We start from the raw sequence: 17,294 nt of genomic DNA, 5'->3' as shown, positions 1-17,294 counted from the left end.
CATAGACCGCTTTATTTGTCGCTTATGGAAGTGTGGAGAGGGAGAATGCCTCTCCCTTTCATTGGGCGCTCGTTTTACATAATGAGGGTACTGGACATACTGACATATGTAACAAAATAAAGTGGCTTTTTTGCTACTTAAAATAAAATAATCCAATCCACATTAGGAAGGAGAAAGACACCAAATGACTAGAGAGTTCTCCTTAGAAAACACTCGTAATATTGGTATCATGGCTCACATCGATGCTGGTAAAACAACAGCAACTGAGCGTATCCTGTACTACACAGGCCGCATTCATAAAATCGGTGAAACTCACGAAGGTGCATCTCAGATGGACTGGATGGAGCAAGAACAAGAGCGTGGTATCACAATTACTTCTGCAGCAACTACAGCTCAATGGAAAGGTCACCGTGTAAACATCATTGACACTCCAGGACACGTAGACTTCACTGTAGAAGTAGAACGTTCTTTACGCGTACTTGATGGTGCAGTAGCAGTACTTGATGCGCAATCTGGTGTAGAACCACAAACAGAAACTGTTTGGCGTCAAGCAACTACTTACGGCGTACCACGTATCGTGTTCGTTAACAAAATGGACAAGATCGGTGCAGACTTCTTATATTCTGTAGGAACAATTCATGACCGTTTACAAGCAAACGCACATCCAATTCAGTTACCAATCGGTGCTGAGGATCAGTTTACAGGAATTATCGATCTTGTTGAAGAGTGTGCATACATGTACACAAACGACTTAGGAACAGATATTCAACGCGTTGACATCCCTGCAGAACATAAAGAATTAGCTGATGAATACCGTGGAAAGCTTATTGAAGCGGTAGCAGAGCTTGATGAAGAAATGATGATGAAGTACCTAGAAGGTGAAGAAATCACTGTAGAAGAGCTTAAAGCAGGTATCCGTAAGGCTACAACTTCTGTAGAATTCTTCCCAGTAATCTGTGGTTCTGCATTCAAAAATAAAGGTGTTCAAATTCTGTTAGATGCAGTTATCGACTACCTACCATCTCCATTAGATGTACCTGCTATTAAAGGTACTCTTCCGGATACAGATGAAGAAGTAGAACGTCATTCTAGCGATGAAGAGCCTTTCGCAGCATTAGCATTCAAAATCATGACTGACCCTTATGTTGGTAAGTTAACATTCTTCCGTGTGTACTCTGGTGTGTTAAACTCTGGATCATACGTGAAAAACTCAACTAAAGGTAAGCGTGAGCGTGTAGGTCGTATCCTACAAATGCACGCAAACAGCCGTGAAGAGATTTCAACAGTTTACGCTGGTGATATCGCTGCTGCTGTAGGTTTGAAAGATACTACAACTGGTGATACTCTTTGTGACGAGAAGAGCCTTGTTATCCTTGAGTCTATGGAATTCCCAGAGCCAGTTATCTCTGTAGCTATCGAACCAAAATCTAAAGCTGACCAAGATAAAATGGGTACAGCATTATCTAAGCTTTCTGAAGAAGATCCAACATTCCGTGCTCACACTGACCAAGAAACTGGCCAAACAATCATCGCTGGTATGGGTGAACTTCACCTTGATATCATCGTTGACCGTATGCGCCGTGAATTCAAAGTGGAAGCAAACGTTGGTGCTCCTCAGGTAGCATACCGTGAGACTTTCCGCGCTTCAGCGAAAGTTGAAGGTAAGTTCGCTCGTCAATCTGGTGGTCGTGGACAATTCGGTCACGTTTGGATTGAGTTCGAACCTAACGAAGAAGGTAAAGGATTCGAATTCCAAAACAAGATCGTCGGTGGTGTAGTTCCACGTGAATACATCCCAGCTGTAGGAGCAGGTCTTGAAGATGCACTTAAAAATGGTGTACTTGCAGGATATCCTCTAGTAGACATTAAAGCTGCATTAGTTGACGGATCTTACCATGATGTTGACTCCTCTGAGATGGCGTTCAAAATCGCTGCATCTATGGCACTTAAAGCTGCGGTTTCTAAATGTAACCCAGTAATTCTTGAGCCAATGATGAAAGTTGAAGTTGTAATTCCTGAAGAGTACATGGGTGACATTATGGGTGACGTAACTTCTCGCCGTGGACGCGTAGAAGGTATGGAAGCTCGTGGTAACGCACAAGTAGTTCGTGCGATGGTTCCACTTTCTGAAATGTTCGGTTATGCAACGGCTCTACGTTCTAACACGCAAGGTCGTGGAACATTCTCAATGACATTTGATCATTATGAAGAAGTACCGAAGTCTATTTCAGAAGAAATTGTTAAAAAAAATAAAGGTGAATAATTGATTTTTATCGATTGTTCAAGTATAACTACTTATGTAAGCTTAGAAAGCGGGGCTTAGGTCCCTTACTTTCTAGTCTAAATATAAAATAATCTATATAACTAAGGAGGAATTTAGAATGGGAAAAGCTAAATTCGAACGTTCTAAACCACATGTTAACATTGGTACAATCGGCCACGTTGACCATGGTAAAACTACATTAACTGCTGCTATCACTACAGTTCTTGCAAAAGCTGGTGGTGCTGAAGCGAAAGGTTACGACCAAATCGATGCTGCTCCAGAAGAAAGAGAGCGCGGTATCACAATCTCAACTGCACACGTTGAGTATGAAACTGAAACTCGTCACTATGCACACGTTGACTGCCCAGGCCATGCTGACTATGTTAAAAACATGATCACTGGTGCTGCTCAAATGGACGGCGGTATCTTAGTAGTATCTGCTGCTGATGGCCCAATGCCTCAAACTCGTGAGCACATCCTTCTTTCTCGTCAAGTAGGTGTTCCTTACATCGTTGTATTCTTAAACAAATGCGACATGGTTGACGACGAAGAGTTATTAGAATTAGTAGAAATGGAAGTTCGCGATCTATTATCTGAATACGACTTCCCAGGCGATGATATCCCTGTAGTTAAAGGTTCTGCTCTTAAAGCTCTTCAAGGAGATGCTGAGTGGGAAGCAAAAATCATCGAATTAATGGCTGAAGTTGATTCTTATATCCCAACTCCAGAACGTGACACTGAAAAAGCATTCTTAATGCCTGTTGAGGACGTGTTCTCTATCACAGGTCGTGGTACAGTTGCTACAGGTCGTGTAGAGCGCGGTGTAGTTAAAGTTGGTGACGTAGTAGAAATCATCGGTTTTGAAGAAGAAAACAAATCTACAACTGTAACTGGTGTAGAAATGTTCCGTAAGCTTCTTGATCAAGCTCAAGCTGGAGACAACATCGGTGCTTTACTTCGTGGGGTTGCTCGTGAAGACATCCAACGTGGACAAGTTCTTGCTAAAACTGGCTCTGTAAAAGCTCACGCTAAATTCAAAGCTGAAGTTTTCGTTTTATCTAAAGAAGAAGGTGGACGTCACACTCCATTCTTCGCTAACTACCGCCCACAATTCTATTTCCGTACAACTGACGTAACTGGTATCATCCAATTACCAGAAGGTACTGAAATGGTAATGCCTGGCGACAACATCGAAATGACTATCGAGCTTATCGCTCCAATCGCGATCGAAGAAGGAACTAAGTTCTCTATTCGTGAAGGTGGACGTACAGTAGGTTACGGCGTAGTTGCAACTATCGTTGAGTAATCTTAGCTGATATATGAAACCCAAGGGATTTTCCCTTGGGTTTTTTATTTATAATAAATAAAACCTATTTTTAAGTTTTGACGAGTTTCTTCTATTAATATATAAAATGCAAAACTCTTCAACCAAAAACTGTAAAAAGAATTACAACAGATGAAAACTTGAAATTCGTTAAAGTACCATGTATAATAGCAAAAGTACAGTAAATGACGATGTGCACAAATAAAGTGTTGCATCTAGGCTAGAAACATTGTATAATAAACAATGTTGGTCTTTGACTGCGATGAAGTGGAAGGTTGCTGACACACCCGGCCGCTTTGCCATGGCGAGTGTGTGGAAATTTCCATGGAGAATGTCTATTTTAAAAATAGGCGAAAGAAGGAGGGAAAATAATGGCAAAAGAAAAAATTCGTATTCGTTTAAAAGCTTACGATCACCGTATTCTTGATCAATCAGCTGAGAAAATTGTAGAAACAGCTAAACGTTCTGGGGCGACAGTTTCTGGTCCAATCCCATTACCAACTGAAAAAACTGTTTACACGATTCTTCGTGCGGTTCATAAATACAAAGATTCTCGTGAGCAATTCGAAATGCGCACGCACAAACGTCTAATCGACATCGTGAGCCCTACTCCACAAACAGTAGACTCTTTAATGCGTTTAGACTTACCATCTGGTGTAGATATCGAAATCAAACTATAATTTATATAAGTTAAAATGTAGGAGGTGTAACTCATGACCAAAGGAATCTTAGGAAAAAAGATCGGTATGACTCAAGTATTTGCTGAAAACGGCGAGCTAATTCCTGTAACTGTTATCGAAGCGACTCCAAACGTTGTCCTTCAAAAGAAAACTGTTGAAACTGATGGCTACAATGCAATTCAGTTAGGTTTTGATGACAAACGCGAAAAATTAGCTAACAAACCTGAACAAGGTCACGTTGCTAAAGCAACTACTGCTCCTAAGCGCTTCATTCGCGAACTTCGCGATGCAGACGTTGAAGGACAAGAAGTTGGTCAAGAGGTAAAAGTAGAAGTTTTCGCTGCAGGTGAAACTGTAGACGTAACAGGTATTTCTAAAGGTAAAGGTTTCCAAGGTGCTATTAAACGCCACGGACAATCTCGCGGACCTATGTCTCATGGTTCTCGTTATCACCGTCGTCCTGGTTCAATGGGCCCTGTTGCTCCGAACCGTGTATTCAAAGGCAAAAAACTTGCTGGACGTATGGGTGGAGACCAAGTTACTATCCAAAACTTAGAAATCGTTCAAGTTGATGTTGAACGTAACATCCTGTTAGTAAAAGGCAACGTTCCTGGCGCTAAGAAATCTCTTGTAGTTGTTCGTAGTGCTGTTAAGGCTAGCAAATAATTCTCTATAAGAAAGGAGGAACCCCAATGCCAAAAGTAAAGTTATTTAACCAAACTGGTTCTGAAGTTGGTGAAATCCAATTAGCTGAAACTATTTTCGGTATCGAACCAAACGAAGCTGTACTTTTTGAAGCAGTAATGATGCAACGTGCATCTTTACGTCAAGGTACACATAAAGTAAAAACTCGCTCTGAAGTGCGCGGTGGAGGTCGCAAACCATGGCGTCAAAAAGGAACTGGACGTGCTCGTCAAGGTTCTATCCGCTCTCCTCAATGGCGCGGTGGTGGTACGGTATTCGGACCTACACCAAGAAGCTATGCATACAAACTACCTAAAAAAGTTCGTCGCTTAGCTATTAAATCTGCATTAGCTACTAAAGTAGTTGAGAACAACATCGTAGTTCTTGAAGACTTAGTGTTAAATGCACCAAAAACAAAAGACATGGTGGCAGTTCTTAAAGGATTAACTGTTGAGAAGAAAGCTCTTATCGTAACTGCTGATGTAAACGAAGCAGTTGAGTTATCTGCTCGCAATATTCCTGGAGTAACAGTAATCACTGCTGATGGCGTAAACGTTTTAGACGTGCTTCATCATGATAAGCTAATCATGACAAAAGCGGCAGTGGAAAAAGTAGAGGAGGTGCTTGCATAATGAAAGATCCTCGTGATATCATTAAGCGCCCAGTTATCACTGAACGTTCTATGGAAATGATGGCTGAAAAAAAATACACGTTCGATGTGGACGTTAAAGCTAATAAAACGGAAGTTAAAGATGCTGTAGAAGCGATCTTTGGTGTTGAAGTTGAGAAAGTAAATATCATGAACTACAAACCAAAAGCAAAACGTGTTGGTCGTCACGCTGGTTTTACTAACCGTCGTCGTAAAGCAATCGTTAAGCTTACTGCTGACAGCAAAGAAATCGAGATCTTCCAAGGAGTTTAATTCTTACTAAAGAAGGAGGGAAAATCAGATGGCAATTAAAAAGTATAATCCAACTACTAACGGTCGTCGTAACATGACTACGAATGATTTCGCTGAAATCACGACTGATAGACCGGAAAAATCATTACTTGCGCCTTTAAGCAAAAAGGCTGGACGTAATAACCAAGGTAAAATTACTGTACGTCACCAAGGTGGCGGACACAAGCGTCAATACCGTATCATCGACTTCAAACGTAACAAAGATGGAATTCCTGGACGCGTTGCTACGATCGAATACGATCCAAACCGCTCTGCGAATATCGCATTAATTAACTACGTTGACGGTGAAAAACGTTACATCCTTGCTCCTAAAAACTTAGAAGTAGGTATGGAAATCATGTCTGGCCCAGAGGCTGACATTAAAATCGGTAACGCATTACCATTAATCAACATTCCAGTAGGTACAGTTGTTCATAACATCGAGCTTAAACCAGGTCGCGGTGGACAATTAGTTCGTTCTGCTGGTACATCTGCTCAAGTACTTGGTAAAGAAGGTAAATACGTACTTGTACGTTTAACTTCTGGTGAAGTACGCTTAGTTCTAGCTACTTGCCGCGCTACAGTAGGTCAAGTAGGTAATGAACACCATGAGCTTATTAAAATTGGTAAAGCGGGTCGTTCTCGCTGGTTAGGCAAGCGCCCAACTGTTCGTGGTTCTGTAATGAACCCATGTGATCACCCACACGGTGGTGGTGAAGGTCGCTCACCAATCGGACGTAAGTCTCCAATGTCTCCATGGGGTAAACCAACTCTTGGATTCAAAACTCGTAAGAAAAATAAAGCGTCTGACAAATTCATCGTTCGTCGTCGTAAAAAATAATGGGGTTGTAGTACGGTTCATTTTTAGAACCGTACGGCAATCACGAAGGGAGGCACCAAAATGGCTCGTAGCTTGAAAAAAGGACCATTTGTCGATGATCATTTAATGAACAAAATTGCAAAGTTAAATGAAACTGAGCAAAAGCAAGTTGTAAAAACTTGGTCTCGTCGTTCAACGATCTTCCCACAGTTTATTGGTCATACAATCGCTGTATATGATGGTCGTAAACACGTTCCTGTATACGTAACTGAAGATATGGTAGGCCACAAGTTAGGTGAGTTCGCACCAACTCGTACGTACAAAGGTCATGATGCTGACGATAAGAAAACTAGAAGATAATGAGAGGAGGCACTTCAATGCAAGCTAAAGCAGTAGCGAGAACAGTTCGTATTGCTCCTCGTAAAGTTCGTTTAGTAGTAGACTTAATCCGAGGTAAGCAAGTGGGTGAAGCGATTGCTATCCTTAACCACACACCAAAAACTGCTTCTCCAGTTGTAGAAAAAGTTTTAAAATCTGCAATCGCAAACGCAGAGCATAACTACGAAATGGATGTAAACAACTTAGTTGTAGAAAAAGTTTTCGTTGACGAAGGTCCAACGTTAAAACGTTTCCGTCCACGTGCAATGGGTCGTGCTAGCCAAATTAACAAGCGCACAAGCCACATTACAGTTGTGGTATCTGAAAAGAAGGAGGGATAATCGATGGGTCAAAAGGTTCATCCAGTTGGTCTTCGCGTCGGTATCATTCGCGATTGGGAATCTCGTTGGTACGCTGAAAAAGACTACGCTACATTCTTACATGAAGACATCAAAATTCGTGAATACATTAACGTTCGCTTAAAAGATTCTGCTGTTTCTAAAGTAGAAATCGAGCGTGCGGCAAATCGTGTAAATGTTACAATTCACACGGCAAAACCTGGTATGGTAATTGGTAAAGGTGGTACAGAAGTTGAAGCACTTCGTAAAGCTCTTAACCAATTAACAGGCAAACGTGTACACATCAACATTTTAGAAGTTAAGAGAGCTGATCTTGACGCTAAATTAGTAGGCGAAAACATTGCTCGTCAATTAGAAAACCGTGTATCTTTCCGTCGTGCACAAAAGCAAGCAATTCAACGTGCTATGCGTGCAGGAGCTAAAGGTATTAAAACACAGGTTTCTGGTCGTCTTGGCGGAGCTGATATCGCTCGTGCAGAATCTTACAGTGAAGGAACTGTTCCACTTCATACACTTCGCGCTGATATTGACTATGCAACAGCTGAAGCTGATACAACGTACGGTAAATTAGGTGTAAAAGTATGGATCTACCGTGGAGAAGTCCTTCCTACAAAAAAGAAAGCTTCTGAGGAAGGAGGAAAATAATATGTTAATGCCTAAACGCGTAAAATATCGTAGAGAGCATCGTGGTAAAATGCGTGGTCGTGCAAAAGGTGGCGCTGAAGTACATTTTGGTGAGTTTGGTTTACAATCTCAAGAAGCATCTTGGATTACAAACCGTCAAATCGAAGCAGCTCGTCGTGCAATGACTCGTTATATGAAACGTGGCGGTAAAGTTTGGATTAAAATTTTCCCTTCTAAACCTTACACTGCTAAGCCTCTAGAAGTACGTATGGGTTCCGGTAAAGGGGCTCCTGAAGGTTGGGTAGCAGTTGTAAAACCTGGAAAGGTTATGTTTGAAATCGCGGGTGTATCTGAAGAAGTAGCACGCGAAGCATTACGTCTTGCAGCTCACAAATTACCAGTGAAATGTAAATTCGTAAAACGTGAAGAAAATGGTGGTGAATCTAATGAAAACTAATGATATTCGTGAGTTAACCACTGCTGAAATCGAAACAAAAGTTAAAGCTTTAAAGGAAGAGTTGTTTAATCTTCGCTTCCAACTTGCTACAGGACAATTAGAGAATCCAACACGCATCCGTGAAGTGCGTAAAGCGATTGCTCGTATGAAAACTGTAGTTCGTGAAAGAGAGATCGGAATTAATCGATAAATTGAGGGGAGGTTTGCAAAGTGAGCGAACGTAACCAACGCAAAGTTTATACTGGTCGTGTTGTTTCTGACAAAATGGACAAAACGATTACAGTTTTAGTTGAAACTTACAAAACTCATTCCTTGTACGGAAAACGCGTTAAGTATTCTAAGAAGTACAAAGCGCATGATGAGCAAAACCAAGCAAAAGTTGGCGATATCGTAAAAATCATGGAAACTCGCCCGCTTTCTGCTACTAAGCGTTTCCGTTTAGTTGAAATCGTTGAAGAAGCGGTTATTATCTAAATAGACGAATCGGAATTTTAAGTCCGAAGGGAGGTTTCATAACATGATCCAACAAGAATCTCGTTTGAAAGTAGCTGACAACTCTGGCGCACGTGAACTTTTAACAATCAAAGTATTAGGCGGCTCTGGTCGCAAATACGCAAACATCGGTGATATTATCGTTGCTACGGTAAAACAAGCAACACCAGGTGGCGTTGTTAAAAAAGGTGACGTTGTTAAAGCAGTAGTAGTACGTACGAAGAGCGGTGCTCGTCGTCCAGACGGTTCTTACATCAAATTTGATGAAAACGCAGCGGTTATCATTAAAGACGATAAGAGCCCACGTGGTACTCGTATCTTCGGACCAGTAGCTCGTGAATTACGTGATAACAACTTCATGAAGATCGTTTCTTTAGCTCCAGAAGTTCTATAATTTAAGGTATTGCCTTGCTAAGGAGGTGCAGAAGTAAGATGCATGTAAAAAAAGGTGATAAAGTACAGGTAATCAGTGGTAAAGACAAAGGGAAACAAGGTGTTATCCTTGCAGCTTTTCCGAAAGAAAGCCGTGTTATCGTTGAGGGTGTTAACATCGTTAAAAAGCACTCTAAGCCATCACAATTAAATCCACAAGGTGGAATTATCACGAAAGAAGCAGCTATCCACGTATCTAATGTTATGCCATTAGATCCTAAAACAGGTGTACCTACTCGTGTAGGTTACAAAGTGGAAGATGGTAAAAAAGTTCGTGTTGCAAAAAAATCTGGTGAATCATTAGATAAATAAGTTCAATATGAAAGGAGGTCCCTTCATTGAATCGCCTTAAAGAGAAATTCCAAAAAGAAATTACTCCTGCTCTTATGAGCAAGTTTAACTATAAATCTGTTATGGAAGTACCGAAAATCGAAAAGATCGTAATCAACACTGGTGTTGGTGACGCGGTATCCAATTCTAAAGCATTAGACAGTGCTGTAGAAGAATTAACTCAAATCGCAGGTCAAAAGCCTGTTGTAACTCGCGCTAAAAAATCTATCGCAGGTTTCCGTCTTCGTGAGGGTATGCCTATCGGTGCAAAGGTTACTTTACGCGGCGAGCAAATGTATGAGTTCTTCGACAAATTAGTATCAGTTTCTTTACCACGTGTACGTGATTTCCGTGGTGTTTCTAAGAAATCTTTCGATGGTCGTGGTAACTACACATTAGGTGTTAAAGAGCAATTAATTTTCCCTGAGATTGATTATGATAAAGTGAGCAAAGTTCGTGGTATGGACATCGTAATCGTTACTACAGCGAAAACTGATGAAGAAGCTCGTGAACTTTTAACACAATTCGGTATGCCATTCCAAAAATAATGGAAGCCAACGCTAAGTAGAGGAGGCGAAAACGTGGCTAAAAAATCTATGATTGCGAAACAAAAGCGTACTCCTAAGTTTAAAGTACAAGACTATACACGTTGCGAGCGCTGCGGTCGTCCGCATTCTGTATACCGCAAATTTAAACTTTGCCGTATTTGTTTCCGTGAACTTGCATATAAAGGTCAAATTCCTGGTGTTAAAAAAGCTAGTTGGTAATCCCCACAAATGGGAAGGAGGTAAAACATATGGTGATGACAGATCCAATTGCAGATATGCTTACTCGCATCCGTAATGCGAACATGGTACGTCATGAGAAATTAGAAGTTCCTGCTTCTAAAATCAAAAAAGAAATCGCTGAAATCTTAAAACGTGAAGGTTTCATTCGTGATGTGGAATACATCGAGGATAACAAACAAGGTATCCTTCGCATTTTCCTAAAATACGGTGTAAACAACGAACGTGTAATCACTGGATTAAAGCGTATTAGTAAGCCTGGCTTACGCGTTTATGCAAAAGCTGACGAAGTACCACGTGTACTTAACGGATTAGGTATTGCACTTGTTTCTACATCTAAGGGCGTAATGACTGACAAAGAAGCTCGTCAATTACAAACTGGTGGAGAAGTAGTAGCATACGTTTGGTAATATATATTTAAAACGAACGGAGGTGTGACCACATGTCTCGTATTGGTAAAAAGATTCTTGAAATCCCTGCAGGTGTTACAGTTACAGTAGCAGAAAATAATACAGTAACTGTAAAAGGCCCTAAAGGTGAATTAACTCGTACTTTCAATGCTGATATGGTTATCAAAATTGAAGAAAATATCTTAACAGTAGAACGTCCTACTGAGCAGAAAGAACACCGTGCATTACACGGAACAACTCGTGCTCTTCTAGGAAACATGGTTGAAGGTGTAACTACAGGTTTCGCTCGCGGACTTGAATTAATCGGTGTTGGTTACCGTGCACAAAAACAAGGTGACAAACTTGTATTAAACGTAGGTTACTCTCACCCAGTTGAGATGACTCCAGAAGCTGGTCTTGAAGTTGAAGTTCCTGCTCCTACAAAGATCGTAATTAAAGGTATCGACAAGCAACGTGTTGGCGAATTCGCTGCTAACATTCGCGCTGTACGTGCTCCAGAGCCATATAAAGGCAAAGGTATTCGTTACGAAGGCGAAGTTGTACGTCGTAAAGAAGGTAAAACTGCTAAGTAAACCCGTTAGGTGAAAGAAAGGAGTGACAAGAATGATCACTAAACCTGATAAAAATGCGGTTCGTAAGAAAAGACATGCACGTGTACGTGCAAAGCTTACTGGTACAGCTGAGCGTCCACGTTTAAACGTGTTCCGTTCTAACCAACACATTTACGCTCAAGTAATTGATGATGTAAACGGTGTAACATTAGTAAGTGCGTCTACTCTTGATAAAGAACTTACTCTTAACGGTACAAGCAACATCGAAGCTGCTACTAAAGTTGGCGAAATCGTTGCTAAACGTGCTGTAGAGAAAGGCGTTAAAGAAGTAGTATTTGATCGCGGCGGTTACTTATACCATGGCCGTGTTAAAGCTTTAGCTGAAGCTGCTCGTGAGGCTGGCTTACAATTTTAATGGTCAAAGGAGGGAAAATAGATGCGTCGCATTGACCCAAGTAAATTTGAACTTGAAGAACGTGTAGTTACGATAAACCGTGTTGCGAAGGTTGTTAAGGGTGGTCGTCGTTTCCGCTTCGCTGCACTGGTTGTAGTTGGTGATAAAAACGGTCATGTTGGATTCGGTACTGGTAAAGCGCAAGAGGTACCAGATGCAATCCGCAAGGCTATCGAAGATGCTAAGAAAAACTTAATCGAAGTACCATTAGTTGGTACAACAATTCCACACTTAATTATCGGTAACTTTGGAGCAGGGGAAGTATTATTAAAACCTGCTGCAGAAGGTACTGGAGTTATCGCTGGTGGTCCAGTTCGTGCGGTTCTTGAATTAGCTGGTGTACAAGATATTCTTTCTAAATCTCTTGGTTCTAACACACCAATTAACATGATCCGTGCTACTATGAACGGATTAAAAGATCTTAAGCGTGCTGAAGATGTAGCAAAATTACGCGGTAAATCTGTAGAAGAGCTACTAGGTTAAGAAGGAGGGAAAACATAATGGCGAAAAAGTTAGAAATTACCCTCACTCGTAGTGTAATTGGTCGTCCGCAAGATCAACGTGCGACTGTAGAAGCTTTAGGTCTTAAAAAGTTGAATTCAACTGTAGTTAAGGAAGAAACTCCTGCTATTCGTGGTATGATCAACAAAGTTTCTCACCTTGTAACTGTAAAAGAAGCTTAATGATAACTTATCAATATAAGGAGGTGCCTGGGAATGAAACTTCATGAATTACAACCTGCAGAAGGTTCTCGTAAAGTTCGTAATCGTGTAGGTCGTGGTATCGGTTCTGGTAACGGTAAAACTGCTGGAAAAGGTCATAAAGGACAAAACGCACGTTCTGGTGGCGGTGTTCGTCTTGGTTTTGAAGGCGGTCAAACTCCATTATTCCGTCGTTTACCAAAACGCGGCTTCACAAACATCAACCGTAAAGAATTCGCTATCGTTAACTTAACAACGTTAAATCGTTTTGAAGACGGTACAGAAGTAACACCTGAATTATTGCTTGAGACTGGCGTTATCAGCAAATTAAACGACGGTGTTAAAATTCTTGCAAACGGCGCTGTAGAGAAAAAGCTTACTGTTAAAGCTCACAAATTCTCTTCAAGTGCAAAAGAAGCTATTGAAGCAGCTGGCGGAACAGTTGAGGTGATCTAATGTTTCGCACAATCTCCAACTTTATGCGCGTTGCTGAGATAAGAAATAAAATATTATTCACTTTAGCGATGTTAATCGTGTTTCGAATTGGCACGTTCATCCCAGTGCCTCATACAAATGCAGATGTACTGAGAGCGCAAGACCAGTTGAATGTATTGGGCATTCTGAATACATTTGGCGGCGGAGCCTTAAAAAACTTTTCCATCTTTGCGATGGGAATCATGCCGTACATTACAGCATCCATCATCGTGCAATTATTGCAGATGGATGTTGTTCCTAAATTTACGGAGTGGTCAAAACAAGGTGAAATGGGTCGTCGTAAACTAGCTCAGTTTACCCGCTACTTTACAATTGTTCTTGCTTTTATTCAAGCAATCGGTATGTCAATCGGTTTTAACGGTATGGCAAGTGGACAATTAATTTTGGATCCTAGTTGGTCAACTTATTTATATATTGCTACGGTACTAACTGCCGGAACTGCATTTTTAATGTGGTTAGGTGAGTTAATTACGGCAAAGGGAGTAGGAAATGGTATTTCTATTATTATCTTTGCAGGTATTACCGCAGCTATCCCAAGTACTATAAATCAAGTGTACGCACAGCAGTTCCAAGATGCCGGAGATCAATTGTTCATTCGTATCGTAAAAGTCGGTTTAATTTTGTTGGCTGTGTTAGCGGTTATTGTTGGTGTTATTTACATTCAACAAGCTGTTAGAAAAATCCCGATTCAATATGCGAAGCGCGTAACTGGAAACGGTGGTTATACTGGAGCACAAAACACTCATTTACCACTTAAGGTAAATAGTGCTGGTGTTATTCCAGTAATTTTTGCTGTTTCATTCTTGATTACGCCTCCGACTATTGCACAGTTTTTCCCGAAACATGAAATATCGAAGTGGATTATTGCTAATTTTAACTATTCTCATCCAGTGGGTATGATCGTATATGTTGCACTAATTATTGCCTTTGCATATTTCTATGCATTTGTTCAAGTAAATCCTGAACAGATGGCTGAGAACTTAAATAAACAAGGTGGATACGTTCCTGGTATTCGTCCGGGTAAGAATACAGAACAGTATCTAACAAAGATTTTGTATCGTTTGACCTTTGTAGGTGCAATTTTCTTAGCAGCGATTGCAATCCTGCCTGTTTTATTTATTAAAATTGCAAACTTGCCACAATCTGCACAGATAGGTGGAACAAGTTTACTAATTGTTGTCGGTGTTGCTTTAGAAACAATGAAGCAGCTCGAAAGTCAATTAGTAAAACGCCATTACAAAGGGTTTATCAAACAGTGAGTAAGCGGGAAGATTCATCTTCCCATATGCTCATTCATGAGGGGGAATACAGATGAACTTAATTTTAATGGGGCTTCCAGGTGCCGGTAAAGGTACACAAGCCGAAAAGATTGTTGCCAAGTATAACATCCCTCACATTTCAACAGGAGACATGTTTCGTGCTGCTATGAAAGATGAAACTGAACTTGGTCTACAAGCTAAGTCCTTTATTGATAAAGGAGCACTTGTACCAGATGAAGTTACAATCGGAATCGTGCGTGAGCGTTTAAGTCAAGAAGACTGTGTAAAAGGCTTCTTATTAGATGGTTTTCCACGAACAGTTGCACAAGCTTCAGCTCTTGAAGAAATCATGAAAGATCTTGGCAAAAAGATCAATTATGTTTTAAACATTAATGTGGATTCAGGATTACTGTTAAAACGTTTAACAGGCCGTCGCATTTGTAAAGAGTGCGGTGCGACTTACCACTTAGAATTCAATCCGCCAGCAAAAGAGGGCGTGTGCGATAAATGTGGTGGCGAGTTATATCAGCGTTCTGATGACAATGAAGAAACTGTAGCAAATCGTTTAGAAGTGAATATTAAGCAAACAAAACCTTTGCTTGATTTCTACGAAGAGCTTGGTTACTTAAAAAGCATTAATGGTGAGCAAGATATCGATAAAGTATTTGCTGATGTCGATCTTCTCATCGGAGGCTTAGCGTAATGATTATTTGCAAAACTCCTCGCGAAATTGAGATTATGCGAGAAGCTGGCAAGATTGTTGCTTTAACTCATCAAGAGTTAAAAAAGCATATTGCCCCAGGAATTACAACGAAAGAGCTCGATCAAATAGCGGAAAAAACGATTCTTAAATATGGTGCTATGCCATCTTTTAAAGGATATAACGGATTTCCAGGAAGCATTTGTGCTTCGGCAAACGAAGAGCTTGTACACGGGATTCCAGGAAAGCGCAAGCTCCAAGAAGGCGATATTATTAGTATCGATATTGGTGCGAAATACAATGGATACCATGGAGATTCTGCATGGACTTATCCAGTAGGAAACATTTCTGAATCTGTTCAAAAGCTACTTGATGTCACAGAAAAATCGTTGTATCTTGGTCTAGAACACGCAAAACCGGGCGAGCGATTATCTAATATTTCACATGCGATTCAAACGTATGTTGAAGATAGTGGATTATCGATCGTTAGGGAGTATGTCGGTCACGGAATCGGGCAAGACTTACATGAAGACCCACAAATCCCGCACTATGGTCCACCAAATCAAGGGCCTAGGTTAAAACCGGGAATGGTCATTTGTGTTGAGCCGATGGTGAACCAAGGAAGACGATATGTAAAAACACTATCTGATGACTGGACAGTGGTAACGGTAGATGGTAAATGGTGTGCACATTTCGAGCACACGATTGCTCTTACAGAAGCAGGATACGAAATCCTTACCACTTTATAGGTAGCTGGCTCTCCGGAATTTCAGAACAGTGTAGAATGTTACTGATTTGAAGAAGGGAGAACATTGAATGGCTAAAGATGATGTAATTGAAGTCGAAGGTACCGTTATTGAAACGTTGCCAAATGCTATGTTCAAAGTAGAATTAGAGAATGGGCATGTTGTATTGGCTCACGTTTCTGGTAAAATTCGTATGAACTTCATTCGTATTTTACCAGGAGATAAAGTTACGGTAGAATTATCTCCGTATGATTTAAATCGTGGTCGTATCACGTACCGCTTTAAATAATATAGCACTCCGTAATCTTTAAGGAGGTTCGAGACATGAAAGTAAGACCGTCAGTTAAGCCGATCTGCGAAAAATGTAAAGTTATTCGTAGACGTGGAAAAGTAATGGTTATTTGTGAAAACCCTAAACATAAACAAAAACAAGGTTAATCAGAAGGAGGTGCATTCGGAATGGCACGTATCGCAGGTGTAGATATTCCTCGTGACAAACGCGTTGTTATTTCTTTAACTTACGTATTCGGCATTGGTCGTACGACTGCTGAAAAAATTCTTGCTGAAGCTGGTGTTTCTGAAGAAACACGAGTTCGCGATTTAACAGAAGACGAATTAGGACGTATCCGTGATATCGTCGATCGTATCAAAGTTGAAGGAGACCTTCGTCGTGAAGTATCCCTTAACATTAAACGTCTAATGGAGATCGGTTCTTACCGTGGTCTTCGTCACCGTCGTGGTTTACCAGTTCGTGGTCAAAACTCTAAAAACAATGCTCGTACACGTAAAGGTCCACGTCGTACAGTAGCAAATAAAAAGAAATAATAAGTAAAGGAGGTTGAACTAACAATGGCACGTAAAACAAACACTCGTAAAAAACGTGTGAAAAAGAATATTGAAGCTGGTGTAGCTCATATTCGTTCTACTTTCAACAACACAATTGTAACTCTTACAGATACTCATGGTAACGCGCTTTCTTGGTCTAGTGCTGGTGCGCTTGGTTTCCGTGGTTCTCGTAAATCTACTCCATTCGCTGCGCAAATGGCTGCTGAAACTGCTGCTAAAGTTGCAATGGAGCATGGTTTAAAAACTTTAGAGGTTACTGTAAAAGGTCCTGGTGCTGGTCGTGAAGCTGCAATTCGTGCTCTTCAAGCTGCAGGTCTAGAAGTAACAGCAATTAGAGATGTTACTCCAGTTCCTCATAATGGATGTCGTCCACCAAAACGTCGTCGTGTTTAATTTTTCTGTATAGAATTTTCCCTTTTGTCTATAATGGATATGATGCATTACCGAGAAATTTCGTACAGAAACATCGCTTGTTGTGCACAATCGGGAACTGCCTAAGGGGGGACTTTCGGTTAGACAGAGGTTTTTTCCTTTGTTTAACCGAGGTTTCGACGTTTTGAAGGA

30 protein-coding genes are annotated in these 17,294 nt (G+C 40.8%); all 30 read left to right on the top strand.

Annotation, left to right across the window (positions count from 1 at the left end; genetic code table 11):
- Nucleotides 1-184: 184 nt before the first annotated feature.
- The 30 genes from fusA (at nucleotide 185) to rpsK (ending at nucleotide 17,123) form a co-directional block, all read left to right on the top strand.
- On the top strand, nucleotides 185-2,263 hold the full coding sequence (fusA, locus tag BR72_RS13725; RefSeq protein ID WP_035433719.1) for an elongation factor G: 2,079 nt from the start codon (nucleotides 185-187) through the stop codon (nucleotides 2,261-2,263).
- 118 nt (nucleotides 2,264-2,381) lie between these two features.
- Nucleotides 2,382-3,569 (top strand): elongation factor Tu, encoded by a 1,188-nt coding sequence (gene tuf, locus BR72_RS13720; protein ID WP_035433717.1) that lies wholly within the window; start codon nucleotides 2,382-2,384, stop codon nucleotides 3,567-3,569.
- A 389-nt stretch (nucleotides 3,570-3,958) separates the two neighbouring features.
- Nucleotides 3,959-4,267 (top strand): 30S ribosomal protein S10, encoded by a 309-nt coding sequence (rpsJ, locus tag BR72_RS13715; protein WP_001040596.1) that lies wholly within the window; start codon nucleotides 3,959-3,961, stop codon nucleotides 4,265-4,267.
- Nucleotides 4,268-4,300: 33 nt separating this feature from the next.
- Nucleotides 4,301-4,933: a 50S ribosomal protein L3 gene (gene rplC / locus BR72_RS13710; RefSeq protein WP_035433715.1), complete on the top strand. Its 633-nt coding sequence runs from the start codon at nucleotides 4,301-4,303 to the stop codon at nucleotides 4,931-4,933.
- A gap of 26 nt (nucleotides 4,934-4,959) precedes the next feature.
- Nucleotides 4,960-5,583, top strand: a complete 624-nt coding sequence (rplD, locus tag BR72_RS13705; protein WP_035433714.1) for a 50S ribosomal protein L4 — start codon at nucleotides 4,960-4,962, stop codon at nucleotides 5,581-5,583.
- Nucleotides 5,583-5,873 carry a 50S ribosomal protein L23 gene (gene rplW, locus BR72_RS13700; RefSeq protein WP_035433713.1) on the top strand — a complete coding sequence of 97 codons (291 nt, stop codon included), beginning with the start codon at nucleotides 5,583-5,585 and terminating at the stop codon, nucleotides 5,871-5,873. The genes rplD and rplW overlap by 1 nt, the downstream gene beginning before the upstream one ends.
- 28 nt (nucleotides 5,874-5,901) lie before the next feature.
- The gene (gene rplB, locus BR72_RS13695) at nucleotides 5,902-6,732 is read left to right on the top strand and encodes a 50S ribosomal protein L2 (protein ID WP_035433711.1); all 831 of its coding nucleotides are present in this window, start codon (nucleotides 5,902-5,904) and stop codon (nucleotides 6,730-6,732) included.
- 60 nt (nucleotides 6,733-6,792) lie between these two features.
- Nucleotides 6,793-7,071: a 30S ribosomal protein S19 gene (gene rpsS / locus BR72_RS13690; protein ID WP_020062296.1), complete on the top strand. Its 279-nt coding sequence runs from the start codon at nucleotides 6,793-6,795 to the stop codon at nucleotides 7,069-7,071.
- A gap of 17 nt (nucleotides 7,072-7,088) precedes the next feature.
- Entirely contained in the window at nucleotides 7,089-7,430 is a 342-nt protein-coding gene (gene rplV, locus BR72_RS13685) for a 50S ribosomal protein L22 (protein ID WP_011983250.1), read from the top strand.
- Nucleotides 7,431-7,433: 3 nt separating this feature from the next.
- Complete coding sequence (rpsC, locus tag BR72_RS13680) at nucleotides 7,434-8,093, top strand: 30S ribosomal protein S3 (RefSeq protein WP_035433709.1); 660 nt, start codon at nucleotides 7,434-7,436, stop codon at nucleotides 8,091-8,093.
- A gap of 1 nt (nucleotide 8,094) precedes the next feature.
- Entirely contained in the window at nucleotides 8,095-8,529 is a 435-nt protein-coding gene (gene rplP / locus BR72_RS13675) for a 50S ribosomal protein L16 (protein WP_020062298.1), read from the top strand.
- Entirely contained in the window at nucleotides 8,519-8,719 is a 201-nt protein-coding gene (rpmC, locus tag BR72_RS13670) for a 50S ribosomal protein L29 (protein WP_000855718.1), read from the top strand. Before rplP ends, rpmC begins: the two co-directional genes overlap by 11 nt.
- Before the next feature lie 20 nt (nucleotides 8,720-8,739).
- Complete coding sequence (gene rpsQ, locus BR72_RS13665; protein WP_011983253.1) at nucleotides 8,740-9,003, top strand: 30S ribosomal protein S17; 264 nt, start codon at nucleotides 8,740-8,742, stop codon at nucleotides 9,001-9,003.
- A 43-nt stretch (nucleotides 9,004-9,046) separates the two neighbouring features.
- Nucleotides 9,047-9,415, top strand: coding sequence for a 50S ribosomal protein L14 (rplN, locus tag BR72_RS13660; RefSeq protein WP_035433708.1), 369 nt, complete (start codon nucleotides 9,047-9,049; stop codon nucleotides 9,413-9,415).
- Nucleotides 9,416-9,453: 38 nt separating this feature from the next.
- Nucleotides 9,454-9,765, top strand: coding sequence for a 50S ribosomal protein L24 (gene rplX, locus BR72_RS13655; protein WP_035433707.1), 312 nt, complete (start codon nucleotides 9,454-9,456; stop codon nucleotides 9,763-9,765).
- A gap of 26 nt (nucleotides 9,766-9,791) precedes the next feature.
- Nucleotides 9,792-10,331: a 50S ribosomal protein L5 gene (rplE, locus tag BR72_RS13650; RefSeq protein WP_020062301.1), complete on the top strand. Its 540-nt coding sequence runs from the start codon at nucleotides 9,792-9,794 to the stop codon at nucleotides 10,329-10,331.
- A 33-nt stretch (nucleotides 10,332-10,364) separates the two neighbouring features.
- Entirely contained in the window at nucleotides 10,365-10,550 is a 186-nt protein-coding gene (gene rpsN, locus BR72_RS13645; RefSeq protein WP_020062302.1) for a 30S ribosomal protein S14, read from the top strand.
- Between the two features lie 29 nt (nucleotides 10,551-10,579).
- Nucleotides 10,580-10,978, top strand: coding sequence for a 30S ribosomal protein S8 (rpsH, locus tag BR72_RS13640; protein WP_035433706.1), 399 nt, complete (start codon nucleotides 10,580-10,582; stop codon nucleotides 10,976-10,978).
- Nucleotides 10,979-11,010: 32 nt separating this feature from the next.
- On the top strand, nucleotides 11,011-11,550 hold the full coding sequence (gene rplF, locus BR72_RS13635; RefSeq protein WP_035433705.1) for a 50S ribosomal protein L6: 540 nt from the start codon (nucleotides 11,011-11,013) through the stop codon (nucleotides 11,548-11,550).
- Between the two features lie 31 nt (nucleotides 11,551-11,581).
- On the top strand, nucleotides 11,582-11,944 hold the full coding sequence (gene rplR / locus BR72_RS13630) for a 50S ribosomal protein L18 (RefSeq protein ID WP_035433703.1): 363 nt from the start codon (nucleotides 11,582-11,584) through the stop codon (nucleotides 11,942-11,944).
- Nucleotides 11,945-11,965: 21 nt separating this feature from the next.
- A complete protein-coding gene (gene rpsE / locus BR72_RS13625; RefSeq protein WP_035433701.1) occupies nucleotides 11,966-12,466 on the top strand; it encodes a 30S ribosomal protein S5 in 501 nt (166 codons plus the stop codon).
- A gap of 17 nt (nucleotides 12,467-12,483) precedes the next feature.
- On the top strand, nucleotides 12,484-12,666 hold the full coding sequence (gene rpmD / locus BR72_RS13620) for a 50S ribosomal protein L30 (protein ID WP_020062307.1): 183 nt from the start codon (nucleotides 12,484-12,486) through the stop codon (nucleotides 12,664-12,666).
- Nucleotides 12,667-12,699: 33 nt separating this feature from the next.
- On the top strand, nucleotides 12,700-13,140 hold the full coding sequence (rplO, locus tag BR72_RS13615; RefSeq protein WP_020062308.1) for a 50S ribosomal protein L15: 441 nt from the start codon (nucleotides 12,700-12,702) through the stop codon (nucleotides 13,138-13,140).
- The gene (gene secY, locus BR72_RS13610) at nucleotides 13,140-14,438 is read left to right on the top strand and encodes a preprotein translocase subunit SecY (RefSeq protein WP_035433700.1); all 1,299 of its coding nucleotides are present in this window, start codon (nucleotides 13,140-13,142) and stop codon (nucleotides 14,436-14,438) included. The genes rplO and secY overlap by 1 nt, the downstream gene beginning before the upstream one ends.
- A gap of 52 nt (nucleotides 14,439-14,490) precedes the next feature.
- The gene (locus BR72_RS13605) at nucleotides 14,491-15,141 is read left to right on the top strand and encodes an adenylate kinase (protein WP_035433699.1); all 651 of its coding nucleotides are present in this window, start codon (nucleotides 14,491-14,493) and stop codon (nucleotides 15,139-15,141) included.
- Nucleotides 15,141-15,887, top strand: coding sequence for a type I methionyl aminopeptidase (gene map, locus BR72_RS13600; protein ID WP_035433698.1), 747 nt, complete (start codon nucleotides 15,141-15,143; stop codon nucleotides 15,885-15,887). The genes BR72_RS13605 and map overlap by 1 nt, the downstream gene beginning before the upstream one ends.
- A gap of 67 nt (nucleotides 15,888-15,954) precedes the next feature.
- Entirely contained in the window at nucleotides 15,955-16,173 is a 219-nt protein-coding gene (gene infA / locus BR72_RS13595) for a translation initiation factor IF-1 (protein WP_020062312.1), read from the top strand.
- A gap of 35 nt (nucleotides 16,174-16,208) precedes the next feature.
- The gene (gene rpmJ / locus BR72_RS13590) at nucleotides 16,209-16,322 is read left to right on the top strand and encodes a 50S ribosomal protein L36 (RefSeq protein ID WP_000868344.1); all 114 of its coding nucleotides are present in this window, start codon (nucleotides 16,209-16,211) and stop codon (nucleotides 16,320-16,322) included.
- A 21-nt stretch (nucleotides 16,323-16,343) separates the two neighbouring features.
- Complete coding sequence (gene rpsM / locus BR72_RS13585) at nucleotides 16,344-16,709, top strand: 30S ribosomal protein S13 (RefSeq protein WP_035433696.1); 366 nt, start codon at nucleotides 16,344-16,346, stop codon at nucleotides 16,707-16,709.
- 24 nt (nucleotides 16,710-16,733) lie between these two features.
- A complete protein-coding gene (rpsK, locus tag BR72_RS13580; protein ID WP_000101801.1) occupies nucleotides 16,734-17,123 on the top strand; it encodes a 30S ribosomal protein S11 in 390 nt (129 codons plus the stop codon).
- Nucleotides 17,124-17,294: the final 171 nt, after the last annotated feature.

Source organism: Bacillus sp. UNC322MFChir4.1 (assembly GCF_000746135.1).
GTDB lineage: Bacteria > Bacillota > Bacilli > Bacillales > Bacillaceae_G > Bacillus_A.
This window is presented reverse-complemented; position numbering and strand designations above follow the sequence as displayed.